The following is a 14,597-nucleotide window of genomic DNA, read 5'->3' as shown; positions in this document are numbered from 1 at the left end:
ACGTCGTTGGCCCGGCCTTTGAACGGGATCAGCCGGTTTCGCAGAGTTTCCCCTTTAGTTGCCTTATGGAAAACGTGACGAACGCAGTATGTTCGGTGCTGAATCGTTTTTCCCGAAGACGGCTACCACCAGCAATACCAAAGAAGAGTCACGGGTCAGAGGCACCCCCGGCATGATAGAGCTCGAACAAGAAGATCCGATCCCGCAAGGCGACCTGGCCCTGCAAATTACCGCACTCCCCCGCGAAACCAACGGCTTTGGCGATATTTTCGGCGGCTGGCTGGTGGCGCAGATGGATCTGGCCGGCACTGCGATGGCCAGCCGCGTTGCCGGTGGCCGTGTGGCGACCGTGGCCATCGACCGCATGGCGTTCCTGGTGCCGGTCGCTGTGGGCGCGCAATTGTCCTTTTACACCCAGACCCTGGAAATCGGCCGCAGCTCGATCCAGATGATGGTCGAGGTGTGGAGCGACGATCCGCTGTCCAGCGAGTGGCGTAAAGTGACCGAAGCGGTGTTCGTCTTCGTCGCCATTGACGGCAGCGGTCGTACCCGTTCGGTACCGCCACGCGCGCGTTAAACCTCGCCGCGGTTTTGCGGTCGATAGTCGTCCCAAGTGTCTGATCGAGAGCTGTCCCATGAACACGCCCAACGTTGAAGCCGTGAAACTGGATGAACTGAACTGCTGGCGCATCCGCCACGGTCAGGCCGAAGTGCTGGTGGCCCAGCAAGGCGCGCACATCCTCAGTTATCAGGTTGACGGTCAGCCGCCGATCATCTGGCTCAACGACAAGGCGCTGTTCAAGACTGGCAAGAGCATCCGCGCCGGTGTGCCGGTGTGCTGGCCGTGGTTCGGTGTGTTTGATCGCAACCCGCAAAGCGTGCAAGCCATGCGCGTCAGCGAAGAACCGGCAGCGTCCCACGGTTTCGTCCGGGCGATGGATTGGCAACTGGGCGGCATCGAAGCCGAGGACGATGGCATCAAGGTCGAGTTCAAGCTGCCCTACCCCGAAGGTGGCTTCCCGGGTTGGCCGCACCAGGTCGACCTGACCCTGACCCTGCACCTGAATGATCAGTTGCACATCAGCCTGACCAGCCACAACCGGGGCGCCGAAAGCGTCAGCATCAGCCAGGCGCTGCACAGCTACTTCGCGGTCAGCGATGTGCGCAACGTGCACGTCGACGGTGTGGACGGCCTGGACTACATCGAGACTCTGGACAACTGGAATACCCACAAACAGCAGGGCGAACTACGCTTCGCCGGGGAAACCGACCGCATCTACCTCGACGCTCCGCCGCAACTGAGCATCGTCGATCCGACCTGGAAACGGCGCATCGTGCTGACCGCCACTGGCTCACGCACGGCGGTGATCTGGAACCCGTGGATCGACCGCGCAGCGGCGTTCAGCGACATGGACAACGATGGCTGGCAGCGCATGCTGTGCATCGAGACGGCGAATGTGATGGATGACGTGTTCACGCTGGGCTCGGGTGTGAGCCATACGATGGGTGTCAGCGTCGGCAGCAAACCGCTTTAAACCCTGGTGCGAAACAAACTGTGGGAGCGGGCTTGCTCGCGAATGCAGTGTGTCAGATACATTAATCTCTCTTATACACCGCATTCGCGAGCAAGCCCGCTCCCACATTGGGTTCTGCGACAGGTGTTTAGAGATCGGACTCCTGCACCACCCGCACCTTGTCCGCATCCAGCGCGTACGCCGCGTCCGCCAGATCGTTGTTGACCTTCTCGATCTTCAGCGTACCGGTCACCCACAGCGGCGTGTAGATGTCATCCAGCTTCAAGCCTTTGGGATAACGCACCAGCACCAGTTGGTTCGGCGGCGGTGGCGGCACGTGGATGCAAGCGCCCGGGTACGGCACGAGGAAGAACACCGTGCTGCGGCCCTTGGCATCGGACTCCAGCGGCACCGGATAACCACCGATACGAATGTGCTTGTCGTTCATCGCCGCCACGGTCTTGGTCGAATACATCACCGCCGGCAAACCCTTGGCCTGCTTCATGCCACCCTTCTGGGTGAAAGTGCCGGTGGCTTCCGGGGAGTTGTGATCGATTTCAGGCATGGCCTCGAGGGCTTTCTGGTCCGACTTGGGCATCAGTTCCAGCCAGTCGGTTTCCGGCAGTTCGCCGGCGTGGGCCAAACCGCTGCCCAGAAAAAGGAGAGTCAACAAAATGCGGCGCATGGAGGAGCTCGGTAAAAAAGAAGGGACGAACAGTCGCCGCGCATTCTAGCCCTCCCCACCGGTTTGGCAGAGAGGGCTTTGTCGCTTTGGATCAGTTCTTTTTGATCAGGCCGTAGATCACCAGCAGCACGATCGCGCCGACCAGTGCGCCAATGAAGCCTGCGCCCTGACCTGCCTGATAGATGCCCAGGGCCTGGCCGCCGTAGGTGGCTGCCAGCGAACCGCCGATACCGAGCAGGATGGTCATGATCCAGCCCATGCTGTCATCGCCCGGTTTGAGAAAGCGTGCCAGCAGGCCGACGATCAAGCCGATAAAGATGGTTCCGATAATTCCCATGGCATTTCCCTCTGAATAGTAGATATGCGAAAGCCTAGTCAGACTTTCGCATCCTGCCATCAGAGAACGGCGGCCCCGCAATGGTTCCGCCGCGGCCAGATGAAACTGCTTTTACTCGGCGATCAGCGCTTCGACCTTGACGATCTGCGCCTGCAGCGTGGCCATGTCGGCGCAGCGCAGGTTGGCGTGACCGACCTTGCGCCCGGCCTTGAAGGCTTTGCCGTAGTGGTGCAGATGGCAATCTTCGATGGCGATGACCTTCTCCACCGGCGGAACCACGCCGATGAAGTTGAGCATCGCGCTCTCGCCGACCTTGGCCGTCGAACCCAGCGGCAGGCCGGCAACGGCACGCAGGTGGTTTTCGAACTGGCTGCACTCGGCGCCTTCGGTGGTCCAGTGCCCGGAGTTGTGCACGCGCGGGGCGATTTCGTTGGCCTTCAGGCCACCGTCGACTTCAAAGAACTCGAACGCCATCACGCCGACGTAATCCAAGTGCTTGAGCACGCGGCTGGAATAGTCTTCAGCCAGCGCCTGTAGCGGGTGATCGGTGCTGGCCACCGACAGCTTGAGGATGCCGCTGTCGTGGGTGTTGTGTACCAGCGGATAGAACCTGGTTTCGCCATCGCGGGCACGTACGGCGATCAGCGAGACTTCGCCGGTGAACGGCACGAAGCCTTCCAGCAGGCAGGCAACGCTGCCCAGTTCAGCGAACGTACCGACCACGTCTTCCGGCTTGCGCAGGACTTTCTGGCCCTTGCCGTCGTAACCCAGGGTGCGGGTTTTCAGCACGGCCGGCAGACCGATGGCAGCCACGGCGGCATCCAGGTCGGCTTGCGACTGAATGTCGGCGAAGGCCGGGGTCGGAATGCCCAGGTCCTTGAACATGCTCTTCTCGAACCAGCGGTCGCGAGCGATGCGCAGGGCTTCGGCACTCGGGTACACCGGCACGAATTGCGAGAGGAACGCCACGGTTTCGGCCGGGACGCTTTCGAACTCGAAGGTCACCAGATCGACTTCATCGGCCAACTGGCGCAGGTGATCCTGATCGCCGTAATCGGCCCGCAGGTGTTCGCCCAGTGCCGCGGCGCAAGCGTCCGGCGCAGGGTCGAGGAAAGCGAAGTTCATGCCCAGCGGAGTACCCGCCAGCGCCAACATGCGGCCCAACTGGCCGCCACCGATTACACCGATCTTCATCTCAACAACCTCAGGCAATACGTGGGTCTGGATTGTCCAGGACGCTGTCTGTCTGCTCGGCACGGAAGGTTTTCAGTACCGCGTGGAACTGTGGATGCTTGGCGCCGAGAATGCTCGCCGAGAGCAGCGCAGCGTTGATCGCGCCGGCCTTGCCGATGGCCAGGGTGGCAACCGGGATGCCGGCCGGCATCTGCACGATCGACAGCAGCGAATCGACGCCCGAGAGCATCGACGACTGCACCGGAACGCCCAGCACCGGCAGGTGGGTCTTGGCCGCACACATGCCTGGCAGGTGGGCTGCGCCACCGGCACCGGCGATGATCACCTCGATGCCGCGGCCCTCAGCCTCTTCGGCGTACTGGAACAGCAGATCCGGGGTGCGGTGGGCAGAAACCACCTTGACCTCGTACGGGATGCCGAGCTTTTCCAGCATATCGGCGGTGTGGCTAAGGGTGGACCAATCGGACTTGGAGCCCATGATCACGCCAACCAGTGCACTCATCGTCGCGCCTCTTCTCTCTGGGCGCCCGCAGGCGCGTCAAAAACAACAAGCCACGCAGGATTGCGTGGCTTGATTGTACGAAAAATGGCCGGACGTGCCGGCCGAAGGCCGCGCAGTATACCGCAAAGAAAGCAATAAACAGCCCCCGATTCGACCATCTGTCAGCCGAGGCAATACAGCGGTTTTATTGACTCGAGAATCAAGAACATCGCCCCTGAACTGCACCCGATAAACGCCAAGTAAAGAGCATCAGGAAATAAAAGCTAAAACACTAACCAGCCGCGTCACACGCTACCAATGTTATATAAACAACGTGAAGTCCCGGCAACTTGCGAACTTCAACTTAATAAAATATTTCGCCCTTATTAAATTATCAATATTTTCGGCACCCACCACCGAATCCAGAAACCATTGGAGCATTTAAATGCCACACCCATTGTTGTTATTAGTGTTTGTTCATAAGGATCTGGCAGATCATGACGCTGATGATATTTACGAAAAACAATTCAAATGGTTGGCCAAGGAATTCGAAACACTTTCCGGACGGCCGCTCGCAATCCTTTTCAAGTCACCCTCAGACGCGCCGGCTCTCACGGACCTGAGCTACAAGATTGACAGCCCGGAACAGACACTTCTTTCCTGGTCTAAAAAAGTCGAACAGCATAAACAGACCCAACCCGCCGACACTTATACCAACCACACGCGCAAGTATCTTCTGCTGACACGCGACAATCTCAGCAGCACGGTTGCAGGGATTGCAAGTCAAACGGGCTTTGTTGCCATTGCATCCATTAACGGTGACCAGACACCCGCGCATGAAGTGGGGCATATGTTCGGCGCACGCCATGAAGACTTCGAGGTTTATTACAACGGTTGGTGGGATGAAACCATCATGGCCTCCGGATCGCTTGAATCCTCTCTCAGAGGCAATGCCAAACGCTTCAGTGATAAAAACCGGGAAAGAATCCGCAAGTATCTCGAAGAAAATGCTTGAAACGCTTTAAATCATGAACAACAGCGTGAAAGCCCATTGGGACTTTCACGCCTGGGCCCCTCAAGTCGCCGGGCCGGCTGCCCCGCCCTCAAGCTTGCGCCACAACAAGCGCACGTTGGCCTTGCGCACCAGTGCGCAGCGATACAGACGAATCTCCAGCGGCACATGCCATTGCGGGCCGCCGCAAACAACGAGTTCACCTCGGCCAAGTTCGGCGCGCACGCTCAATTGCGGCACCCAGGCGATGCCGAGGCCTTCCAGCGCCATGCTCTTGAGGCTGTCGGCCATGGCGGTTTCGTAAATGGTGGTAAAGCGCAACTGACGCTGGCGCAGCAGACCATTCACCGAACGTCCGAGAAACGCCCCGGCGCTATAGGCCAGCAGCGGCACACTGGCTTCGCCTTCCAGATCGAACAGCGGTTTGCCATCGGCGTCCGCTGCACACACCGGCAGCATTTCGGTCTGGCCCAGGTGCAGCGACGGGAAGATTTCCGGGTCCATCTGCATTGCCGCGTCCGGGTCGTAGAACGCCAGCATCAGGTCGCAGCCACCTTCGCGCAGCGCGTGCACCGCGTCGCCGACGTTGGTCGCCACCAGCCGCGTGGCGATGTTCAAGCCTTCGTTGCGCAGTTGCGCGATCCAGCGCGGGAAGAAGCCCAGCGCCAGCGAGTGCGCCGCCGCGACCTGAATCACCTCGCCCTGCCCGCCTTCCAGATGATGCAGATGACGCAGCACTTCGCCGAGCTGTTCGACCACGGTGCGCGCAGTCACCAGAAACAGTTGCCCGGCCGCCGTCAGCTCGATCGGCGTGCGCGAGCGGTTGACCAGCGTCAGCCCCAGTGCGGCCTCGAGGCTGCGGATTCGCCGACTGAAGGCCGGCTGGGTCACGAAGCGCCGTTCGGCCGCCTGCGAGAAGCTGCGGGTGGCGGCCAGGGCACTGAAGTCCTCGAGCCATTTGCTTTCCAGATTCATCACGTCCTCCCGGACACGCACCAAAACAGGTCACACGTCTGCCGCGCACGCGGCGTCACACCGGCATTATGCCGAATGTGCATAGGCCAGTGTTTAACAGCATTGGCCCAAAAAATCCCGGAAGCCTAGCATTCGCAGCGTTCCGGCATAGACCGGGTCCATATCGAGATGATTTCTATCATGTCCTCCGCTGCATCTTTCCGCACAGAAAATGACCTGCTTGGCGCCCTCGAAGTACCGGCTCAAGCGTATTACGGCATCCAGACCCTGCGAGCGGTGAACAACTTCCGTCTCTCCGGCGTTCCGATTTCGCATTACCCGAAACTGGTTGTCGGTCTGGCCATGGTCAAACAGGCCGCCGCTGACGCCAACCGTGAGCTGGGTCATCTGAGCGAAGCCAAGCACGCTGCCATCAGCGAAGCCTGTGCCCGATTGATCCGCGGTGATTTCCACGAAGAGTTCGTGGTCGACATGATTCAAGGTGGCGCCGGTACCTCCACCAACATGAACGCCAACGAAGTGATCGCCAACATTGCGCTCGAAGCAATGGGTCACCAGAAAGGCGAGTACCAGTACCTGCACCCGAACGACGACGTCAACATGGCGCAGTCGACCAACGACGCCTACCCGACCGCGATCCGCCTGGGTCTGCTGCTGGGTCACGACGCGCTGCTGGCCAGCCTCGACAGCCTGATTCAGGCCTTCGCGGCCAAGGGTGAAGAATTCAACCACGTCCTGAAGATGGGTCGTACCCAGCTGCAAGACGCCGTGCCGATGACTTTGGGTCAAGAGTTCCGTGCTTTCGCCACCACCATGGGCGAAGACCTGGCCCGTCTGAAGACGCTGGCCCCGGAACTGCTGACTGAAGTGAACCTGGGCGGCACCGCGATCGGCACCGGCATCAACGCCGACCCGCGTTATCAGGCGCTGGCCGTACAACGCCTGGCACTGATCAGCGGTCAGCCGCTGGTGCCCGCCGCCGACCTGATCGAAGCCACCTCCGACATGGGCGCCTTCGTGCTGTTCTCCGGCATGCTCAAGCGCACCGCGGTCAAGCTGTCGAAGATCTGCAATGACCTGCGCCTGCTGTCCAGCGGCCCACGTACCGGCATCAACGAAATCAACCTGCCAGCGCGTCAGCCAGGCAGCTCGATCATGCCCGGCAAGGTCAACCCGGTGATTCCGGAAGCCGTTAACCAGGTGGCCTTCCAGGTCATCGGTAACGATCTGGCGCTGACCATGGCAGCCGAAGGCGGCCAACTGCAACTGAACGTGATGGAGCCGCTGATCGCGTTCAAGATCCTCGACTCGATCCGCCTGCTGCAACGCGCCATGGACATGCTGCGCGAGCACTGCATCGTCGGCATCACCGCCAACGAAGCGCGCTGCCGCGAACTGGTCGAGCACTCGATCGGTCTGGTCACCGCGCTGAACCCGTACATCGGCTACAAAAACGCCACCCGCATCGCCCGTATCGCCCTTGAAAGCGGCCGCGGCGTGCTGGAACTGGTGCGCGAAGAAGGCCTGCTCGACGAAGCGATGCTCGCCGACATCCTGCGCCCGGAAAACATGATTGCCCCGCGTCTGGTTCCGCTCAAAGCCTGAGCCGACGCGTTACTTGTAGCACCGCTCACCAGGTCGAGGGACTAGACACCTCTCACCTTTTGAGGGCTTGGGGATCAGTCCCCAAGCCCTTTTTTTTAACTTTCCGACCCTGAGACCCGTATGTCTGGGGACTGCTTCATGTGGGAGCGGGCTTGCTCGCGAAGGCGTCGTGTCAGTCGACCAGAATGAATCTGACACACCGCATCCGCGAGCAAGCCCGCTCCCACAAAAGAGCAATTCCCGCACAAGCCCGGCGCCGGTAACGCCGGGTGTTTCAAAGCTTCGTTTCGTCGCTTGCACCACGAGCGTGCAGACGGGCGCCGCACTGATCGGTATAGTGCCGCCCCTCTTCGCGTGAGCGGTCGTCGGTAACGAGGCCATAACCCATGCGAAACCCGAACTAATAACAAACCCGCGAAATGGATCCGGGACGAAACCATCGCCTCACCTGTCGTGCCGCGTGCACACCGGTGTAACACGATGTTTCCACCGTCCAGTATTTGCTTACACAAAAAACAGCGAGGAAAAATCCATGCTCGAAGTCATCAACGACTTCCTCTCAGGGAAAGTACTGATCGTGCTCATTGTCGGGCTCGGTAGCTACTTCACGATTCGCTCGCGTTTCGTTCAATTGCGGCACTTCTTCCACATGTTCGCGGTGTTCCGCGACAGCCTCAAAAGCAGCGGCGGACAACTCAGCTCGTTCCAGGCCCTGATGCTCAGCCTTGCCGGCCGTGTCGGTGCAGGCAACATCGCCGGTGTCGGCATCGCCGTAACCCTCGGCGGGCCAGGTGCAGTGTTCTGGATGTGGGTGACCGCACTGGTCGGCATGTCCAGCAGCTTCTTCGAATGCACCCTGGCTCAGGTCTACAAGCGCGCCGATGGCGACGGTCTGTACCGTGGTGGCCCGGCCTACTACATCCAGCACGGCCTGAAACTCAAAGGCATGGCGGTGGTGTTCTCGATCCTGCTGCTGGTCACCTACGGCTTCGCCTTCATCGGCCTGCAGTCCTACACCGTGACCCACTCGCTGCAGAACGCCTTTGCCTTCGACCCACGCCACACCGGGATCGTCCTGGCGGTGCTGCTGGCCATCACCTTCATCGGCGGCATCAAGCGCATCGCCGCGGTGTCCGACCTGCTGGTACCGGTCAAGACCCTGGCCTACATCGGCGTGACCCTGTACGTGATCGGCACCCAGATCGAACACGTGCCAGCCATGCTGGAAACCATCTTCAAGAGCGCCTTCGGTCTCGACCCGGCCTTCGGCGGCCTGCTCGGCAGCGCCATCGTCATGGGCGTGAAGCGTGGCGTGTTCGCCAACGAAGCAGGCCTGGGCAGTGCGCCGAACGTCGCCGCCGTGGCCTCGGTGAAACACCCGGGCGCTCAGGGCGTGGTTCAGGCTTTCAGCGTGTTCCTCGACACCTTCGTGATCTGCACCTGCACCGCGCTGCTGATTCTGTTGTCGGGCTTCTACACCCCGGGCTTCGAAGGTGACGGCATCGTCCTGACCCAGAACTCGCTGGCCGCCGTGGTCGGTGACTGGGGCCGCATCTTCGTCAGCGTCGCGCTGTCGCTGTTCGTCTTCACCTGCATCCTCTACAACTACTACCTGGGCGAAAACAGCCTGCAGTTCCTCAGCCGCAACCGCGCCTTGCTGATGGTGTTCCGCGGTCTGGTCCTGGCGCTGGTGGTATGGGGTTCGATGCAAGACCTCTCGACCGTATTCGCCTTCGCTGACATCACCATGACCTGCCTGGCCTTCGTCAACCTGATGGCCCTGGCCATGCTGTTCAAGGTCGGCATGCGCGTGATGCGCGACTACGATGAGCAGCGCCGCGCCGGCATCAAGCAGCCCGTGTTCGACTCGAGCAAATTTGCCGATCTGGACCTGGACCTGAAGGCCTGGCCGGCCGAGGCGCCAGCCGCCGGCAAGACCGCAGCCGAGCCGCAAGGCGTGCCTGCAGCGCAACGCTGACAGGTGAATGACGGGCGCATCCCCTGCGCCCGTCAGTTATTGTGATGCAATACCTGTAGGAGTGAGCCTGCTCGCGATAGCTGTCTTTCAGCCAACATTCATGTTGAATGATGAACCGCTATCGCGAGCAGGCTCACTCCTACAATGTCATCTCTTGTGGAGACCCTCAGATGATTGCCAATTCCTTCCCCGCCGCCCAACACGTCATGGTGCTCTACACCGGTGGCACCATCGGCATGCAGGCCAGCGCCAACGGTCTGGCCCCGGCGTCCGGTTTCGAAGCCCGCATGCGCGACTACCTGCACAGCCAGCCTGAGCTGGTGGTGCCGCAGTGGCGCTTCCGGGAAATGGCGCCGCTGATCGACAGCGCCAACATGACCCCGGCCTATTGGCAGCAACTGCGTGAAGCAGTGGTCGATGCGGTGGACGTGCAAGGCTGCGACAGCGTGCTGATCCTGCACGGCACCGACACCCTGGCCTACAGCGCTGCGGCGATGAGTTTCCAGTTGCTCGGCCTGCATGCCCGCGTGTGTTTCACCGGCTCGATGCTGCCGGCCGGCGTCACCGACAGCGATGCCTGGGAAAACCTCGGTGGCGCGCTGGTTGCTCTGGGTCAGGGTCTGGCGCCGGGCGTGCACCTGTACTTCCATGGCGAGCTGCTGGCGCCGACCCGCTGCGCGAAAGTGCGCAGCTTCGGTCGTCATCCGTTCAAGCGCCTGGAGCGTCAGGGCGGCGGGGTGAAAGCGCCGTCGATTCCGGCCGCACTGAACTACAACCAGCCGAAACAACTGGCCAAGGTTGCTGTGCTGCCACTGTTCCCCGGCATCGGCGCCGAGGTGGTTGATGGCCTGTTGGCCAGCGGTATCAGAGGTCTGGTGCTGGAGTGCTACGGCAGCGGTACCGGGCCGAGCGACAATCCAGAATTCCTCGCCAGCCTCGGCCGCGCGCGGGACAACGGTGTGGTGGTGGTCGCGGTCACGCAGTGCCATGAAGGCGGTGTCGAGCTGGATGTGTATGAAGCCGGCAGCCGTTTGCGCGGCGTTGGCGTGCTGTCCGGTGGCGGCATGACCCGCGAAGCAGCGTTCGGCAAATTGCAGGCACTGCTGGGTGCAGGCCTGGAATCGGCCGAAGTGCGGCGCCTGATCGAGCTCGACCTGTGTGGCGAACTGATCTGACGCAACGCAATACCCTGCAGGAGTGAGCCCCTGTGGCGAGGGAGCTTGCTCCCGCTCGACTGCGCAGCCGTCGCAGTGTTTTGGGGCCGCTGCGCGCCCCAGCGGGAGCAAGCTCCCTCGCCACAACAGCCCTCGTACTGGTTGATCCGCGTACGGCATATAACTTGCTGCCGTTTCCAGCATCCCCCAGGCTGGAAGATCTTATGCTGCACTCCCACCTCACCACGCTCAACGCCGTCTCGCTGGTGCTCAACACCTTCAAGGCTGAAGGCTTGTCGAGCGACGCGCTGCTGGCCGGCAGCGGCATCAGCACGGCAGATCTGGCCCGCGCCGACACGCGCATCACCACCAATCAGGAGATGCAGGTCTGCGCCAACGCCGTCGCGCTCAAGCATGACATTGGCCTGGAACTGGGGCGGCGGATGCACGTTTCCTGCTACGGCATCCTCGGTTACGCGCTGCTCACCAGTGCCACCTTAGGTGACGCTTTGCGCCTGGCGATTCGCTATCCGGCGCTGCTGGGAACACTTTTCGAACTGAGCCTGGAAGACGATGGCGAGCAGGTCTGGTTCGTCGCCGCCGATTACCGCGAGAGTCCGTCGATGGCGGTGTTCAACGCGGAATTCTGCCTGGTGTCGTTGAAGGTCATCTGCGACGACTTGCTCGGGCATCCGCTGCCGTTGCGGGCGACACGTTTTGAACATGCCGCGCCGGATTATCGCGACAGCTATGCCGAGCACTTCAACAGCCCACTGCATTTCGCCGCCAAGGACAACGCCTTCGCCTTCGACCGGCGCTGGCTCGATCAACCGTTACCATTGGCCGACAGCATCACCCACCAGGCCATGGCCGAACGCTGCCGCAAACAGAACATCGAGTTCACCGGACGGCAAGCGTGGCTCGGGCGGATTCGCCAGTTGCTCAGTGCCCAGCTCAATGCCGCACCGGGGCTTGAGGGACTGGCCCAGCAGATGAAATGTTCGCCGCGCACCTTGCGCCGCCATTTGAAGGACATGGGCAGCAGTTATCAGGAACTGCTCGACGAACTGCGCTTCGAGCGGGCCAAGCAGATGCTGTGTGAGGATCAACTGCCGATCTACCGCATCGCCGAAACGCTGGGTTTCAGCGAGACCGCGAGCTTCCGCCATGCGTTCGTGCGCTGGAGCGGTGTTGCGCCGAGCCAGTTTCGCCCTCATTGATGTTCCAATGTGGGAGCGGGCTTGCTCGCGAATGCGCAGTGTCAGTCGCGAGCAATTTATCTGACATACCGTATTCGCGAGCAAGCCCGCTCCCACCGGGATGCATTTCATGCCTGAATCGAAGCAAGGCTGTACTGAAAAGAGGGGCGAATTGCGGTCAGAGTTTTTGGCCATATCGATCCCCTTTTGGCCTTTCCTGCCGTTCTCCGATTCGCCGCGCGCCGCAACACTGGGGGCAACCGAATCAGCCCCCTGCGGAGAACAACAAATGCTGACGATCTACTCGGACGATCACCACCTGCACCACGGCCGCTGCGAACTCATCGACGGCCAGCTCAAGCCGTGCTTCGAAATGCCGTCGCGCGCCGACCACGTGCTGCAACGGGTCAAGAATCAGAATCTCGGCCCGGTGGAAGCGCCGAAGGACTTCGGTCTCGAACCGATCGCACGCATCCACAGCCGCGACTACCTCGACTTCTTCAAAGGCGCATGGGCGCGCTGGACCGAATTCAACACCGACGGTGACCTGCTGCCCTACACCTGGCCAGCGCGCACCCTGCGGCAGATCAAACCGACCAGCCTGCACGGCCAGCTCGGTTACTACAGCTTCGACGGCGGTGCGCCAATCACCGCCGGCACCTGGCAAGCAGCCTACAGCGCAGCGCAAGTCGCCCTCACCGCCCAGGCCGAAATCCAGCGCGGCGCGCACAGCGCCTTCGCCCTGTGCCGGCCACCGGGCCACCACGCCGCCGGCGATTTGATGGGCGGTTATTGCTACCTCAACAACGCCGCCATCGCCGCCCAGGCATTCCTCGATGCCGGCCACAGGAAAGTCGCGATCCTCGACGTCGACTATCACCACGGCAACGGCACTCAGTCGATTTTCTACGAGCGCAGCGACGTGCTGTTCACCTCGATCCACGGCCACCCGGAAGCCGAGTTTCCGTTCTTCCTCGGCTACGAAGATGAACGCGGTGAAGGTGCCGGTGAAGGCTTCAACTTCAACTATCCGCTGCCGGCCGGTTCCGGCTGGGACACCTGGAGCGCGGCGCTGGAACAGGCCTGCAACGAGATCGACAGCTACGGCGCCGACATCATTGTCGTGTCGCTGGGCGTCGACACGTTCAAGGACGATCCGATCTCGCAGTTCAAACTCGACAGCCCGGATTACCTGGCCATGGGCAAGCGCATCGCCGCCCTCGGCAAACCGACGCTGTTCGTCATGGAAGGTGGCTACGCGGTGGAAGAAATCGGCATCAACGCAGTAAATGTGCTGGAAGGTTTTGCACAATGAGCCGACTCAAGCACTGCATTGCGCCAGCACTGTGCGCGGCGCTGCTCAGCGTCGGCGCCCACGCCGAAGAACGCACCCTGCGCGTCTACAACTGGTTCGACTACATCACGCCCAAGGCGCTGGAAGACTTCAAGGCACAGAACACCCAGACCAGACTGGTCTACGACATCTTCGACACCAACGAAGCACTGGAAGCCAAGCTGCTGACCGGCAACTCCGGCTATGACGTAGTGGTGCCGTCCAACGTGTTCCTCGCCAAGCAGATCGAGGCCGGCGTATTTCAGCCGCTGGATCGCAGCAAGCTGCCGAACTGGAATCACCTCGATCCGAAACTGATGAAGCTGATCGAGGCCAACGACCCGGGCAACCAGTTCGCCGTGCCGTACATGTACGGCACGATCCTGATCGGTTTCAACCCGGCCAAGGTCAAGGCCGCGCTCGGCGATAGCGCGCCGGTGGACAGCTGGGACCTGATCTTCAAGAAAGAGAACATCAGCAAGCTCAAGCAGTGCGGCGTCGCCCTGCTCGACTCGCCGTCGGAGATCCTGCCACTGGCCCTGCAACACCTGGGTCTGGACCCCAACAGCAAAAACCCGGCGGACTATGCGAAAGCTGAAGCGCTGCTGATGAAGATCCGGCCGTACATCACCTACTTCCACTCCTCCAAATACATGGCCGATATCGCCAACGGTGACATCTGCGTCGCGGTCGGTTACTCCGGCAGTTTCTCGCAGGCGGCCAACCGCGCCAAAGAAGCGAAGAACGGTGTCGTGGTCGACATGCGCCTGCCCAAGGAAGGCGCACCGATCTGGTTCGACATGCTCGCCATTCCCAAGGGCGCGAAGAACCCGGAGGACGCCTACACCTTCATCAACTACCTGCTGCAACCGGCGGTGATTGCGCCAGTCAGCGATTTTGTCGGTTACCCGAACCCGAACAAGGACGCCACCCAACTGGTCGATCCGGCGATCCGTAACAACCCCAATCTGTACCCGACCGATGCGGCAATGGGCACGCTCTACACCCTGCAACCGCTGCCGCGGGATGCCGAGCGGGCACGCACCCGGGCCTGGACCAAGATCAAGTCCGGCACCTGAGCCGCCGCCGAACCCAAGACCCGCACCGTTGCGGGTCTTGTTTTGCCGGCG

Annotated in this window: 14 protein-coding genes; 9 read left to right on the top strand and 5 right to left on the bottom strand. The window is 61.2% G+C overall.

Translation table 11 applies throughout. The features are described 5' to 3' along the window. Positions 1-172 precede the first annotated feature (172 nt). Both LCH64_RS16435 and LCH64_RS16430 read left to right on the top strand, forming a co-directional pair. Positions 173-577, top strand: a complete 405-nt coding sequence (locus LCH64_RS16435) for an acyl-CoA thioesterase (protein WP_003229628.1) — start codon at positions 173-175, stop codon at positions 575-577. A gap of 58 nt (positions 578-635) precedes the next feature. Beyond that, positions 636-1,535: a D-hexose-6-phosphate mutarotase gene (locus LCH64_RS16430; protein ID WP_226500752.1), complete on the top strand. Its 900-nt coding sequence runs from the start codon at positions 636-638 to the stop codon at positions 1,533-1,535. A 127-nt stretch (positions 1,536-1,662) separates the two neighbouring features. On the opposite strand, the gene LCH64_RS16425 is transcribed toward LCH64_RS16430, so the two are convergent. The 4 genes from LCH64_RS16425 to purE all read right to left on the bottom strand — a co-directional run bounded on the left by LCH64_RS16425 (position 1,663) and on the right by purE (position 4,232). Then, positions 1,663-2,199: a DUF3299 domain-containing protein gene (locus LCH64_RS16425; protein ID WP_103484631.1), complete on the bottom strand. Its 537-nt coding sequence runs from the start codon at positions 2,197-2,199 to the stop codon at positions 1,663-1,665. A gap of 91 nt (positions 2,200-2,290) precedes the next feature. After that, the gene (locus LCH64_RS16420; RefSeq protein WP_003229635.1) at positions 2,291-2,536 is read right to left on the bottom strand and encodes a GlsB/YeaQ/YmgE family stress response membrane protein; all 246 of its coding nucleotides are present in this window, start codon (positions 2,534-2,536) and stop codon (positions 2,291-2,293) included. A 111-nt stretch (positions 2,537-2,647) separates the two neighbouring features. Then, entirely contained in the window at positions 2,648-3,730 is a 1,083-nt protein-coding gene (locus LCH64_RS16415) for a 5-(carboxyamino)imidazole ribonucleotide synthase (protein WP_003229637.1), read from the bottom strand. Positions 3,731-3,740: 10 nt separating this feature from the next. Further along, positions 3,741-4,232 (bottom strand): 5-(carboxyamino)imidazole ribonucleotide mutase, encoded by a 492-nt coding sequence (gene purE, locus LCH64_RS16410; RefSeq protein ID WP_003229641.1) that lies wholly within the window; start codon positions 4,230-4,232, stop codon positions 3,741-3,743. Positions 4,233-4,656: 424 nt separating this feature from the next. Between purE and LCH64_RS16405 the strand changes: the two genes are divergently transcribed. Beyond that, the gene (locus LCH64_RS16405; protein WP_003229643.1) at positions 4,657-5,226 is read left to right on the top strand and encodes a hypothetical protein; all 570 of its coding nucleotides are present in this window, start codon (positions 4,657-4,659) and stop codon (positions 5,224-5,226) included. Between the two features lie 60 nt (positions 5,227-5,286). On the opposite strand, the gene LCH64_RS16400 is transcribed toward LCH64_RS16405, so the two are convergent. Beyond that, a complete protein-coding gene (locus LCH64_RS16400; RefSeq protein ID WP_201136219.1) occupies positions 5,287-6,198 on the bottom strand; it encodes a LysR substrate-binding domain-containing protein in 912 nt (303 codons plus the stop codon). A gap of 180 nt (positions 6,199-6,378) precedes the next feature. Here LCH64_RS16400 and aspA point away from each other — a divergent pair, with 180 nt between their 5' ends. The 6 genes from aspA to LCH64_RS16370 all read left to right on the top strand — a co-directional run bounded on the left by aspA (position 6,379) and on the right by LCH64_RS16370 (position 14,546). After that, positions 6,379-7,803 carry an aspartate ammonia-lyase gene (gene aspA / locus LCH64_RS16395; protein ID WP_003229645.1) on the top strand — a complete coding sequence of 475 codons (1,425 nt, stop codon included), beginning with the start codon at positions 6,379-6,381 and terminating at the stop codon, positions 7,801-7,803. 532 nt (positions 7,804-8,335) lie between these two features. Further along, on the top strand, positions 8,336-9,781 hold the full coding sequence (locus tag LCH64_RS16390) for an alanine/glycine:cation symporter family protein (RefSeq protein WP_103484633.1): 1,446 nt from the start codon (positions 8,336-8,338) through the stop codon (positions 9,779-9,781). Positions 9,782-9,951: 170 nt separating this feature from the next. Beyond that, positions 9,952-10,956 carry an asparaginase gene (locus tag LCH64_RS16385; RefSeq protein WP_226500751.1) on the top strand — a complete coding sequence of 335 codons (1,005 nt, stop codon included), beginning with the start codon at positions 9,952-9,954 and terminating at the stop codon, positions 10,954-10,956. 203 nt (positions 10,957-11,159) lie between these two features. Further along, entirely contained in the window at positions 11,160-12,155 is a 996-nt protein-coding gene (locus tag LCH64_RS16380) for an AraC family transcriptional regulator (protein WP_201136217.1), read from the top strand. A 268-nt stretch (positions 12,156-12,423) separates the two neighbouring features. Further along, entirely contained in the window at positions 12,424-13,449 is a 1,026-nt protein-coding gene (locus LCH64_RS16375; protein ID WP_103484635.1) for a histone deacetylase family protein, read from the top strand. Next, positions 13,446-14,546, top strand: a complete 1,101-nt coding sequence (locus LCH64_RS16370) for a polyamine ABC transporter substrate-binding protein (RefSeq protein ID WP_226500750.1) — start codon at positions 13,446-13,448, stop codon at positions 14,544-14,546. Before LCH64_RS16375 ends, LCH64_RS16370 begins: the two co-directional genes overlap by 4 nt. Positions 14,547-14,597 lie beyond the last annotated feature (51 nt).

Origin of the sequence: Pseudomonas sp. MWU16-30322, from assembly GCF_020515535.1 — a bacterium.
In the GTDB taxonomy this organism is placed as follows: domain Bacteria; phylum Pseudomonadota; class Gammaproteobacteria; order Pseudomonadales; family Pseudomonadaceae; genus Aquipseudomonas; species Aquipseudomonas fluorescens_H.
The sequence above is the reverse complement of the archived record's forward strand: the minus strand, read 5'-3'. Positions and strand labels throughout refer to the sequence as shown.

Excerpts from the sequence above, each read along its gene's own strand:
- LCH64_RS16430 (WP_226500752.1), top strand. The coding sequence starts at position 636 with ATGAACACGCCCAACGTTGAAGCCGTGAAACTGGATGAACTGAACTGC.
- LCH64_RS16405 (WP_003229643.1), top strand. The coding sequence starts at position 4,657 with ATGCCACACCCATTGTTGTTATTAGTGTTTGTTCATAAGGATCTGGCA.
- LCH64_RS16425 (WP_103484631.1), bottom strand. The coding sequence starts at position 2,199 with ATGCGCCGCATTTTGTTGACTCTCCTTTTTCTGGGCAGCGGTTTGGCC.
- LCH64_RS16370 (WP_226500750.1), top strand. The coding sequence starts at position 13,446 with ATGAGCCGACTCAAGCACTGCATTGCGCCAGCACTGTGCGCGGCGCTG.
- LCH64_RS16435 (WP_003229628.1), top strand. The coding sequence starts at position 173 with ATGATAGAGCTCGAACAAGAAGATCCGATCCCGCAAGGCGACCTGGCC.
- LCH64_RS16390 (WP_103484633.1), top strand. The coding sequence starts at position 8,336 with ATGCTCGAAGTCATCAACGACTTCCTCTCAGGGAAAGTACTGATCGTG.
- LCH64_RS16375 (WP_103484635.1), top strand. The coding sequence starts at position 12,424 with ATGCTGACGATCTACTCGGACGATCACCACCTGCACCACGGCCGCTGC.
- purE (WP_003229641.1), bottom strand. The coding sequence starts at position 4,232 with ATGAGTGCACTGGTTGGCGTGATCATGGGCTCCAAGTCCGATTGGTCC.
- LCH64_RS16385 (WP_226500751.1), top strand. The coding sequence starts at position 9,952 with ATGATTGCCAATTCCTTCCCCGCCGCCCAACACGTCATGGTGCTCTAC.
- aspA (WP_003229645.1), top strand. The coding sequence starts at position 6,379 with ATGTCCTCCGCTGCATCTTTCCGCACAGAAAATGACCTGCTTGGCGCC.
- LCH64_RS16400 (WP_201136219.1), bottom strand. The coding sequence starts at position 6,198 with ATGAATCTGGAAAGCAAATGGCTCGAGGACTTCAGTGCCCTGGCCGCC.
- LCH64_RS16420 (WP_003229635.1), bottom strand. The coding sequence starts at position 2,536 with ATGGGAATTATCGGAACCATCTTTATCGGCTTGATCGTCGGCCTGCTG.
- LCH64_RS16380 (WP_201136217.1), top strand. The coding sequence starts at position 11,160 with ATGCTGCACTCCCACCTCACCACGCTCAACGCCGTCTCGCTGGTGCTC.
- LCH64_RS16415 (WP_003229637.1), bottom strand. The coding sequence starts at position 3,730 with ATGAAGATCGGTGTAATCGGTGGCGGCCAGTTGGGCCGCATGTTGGCG.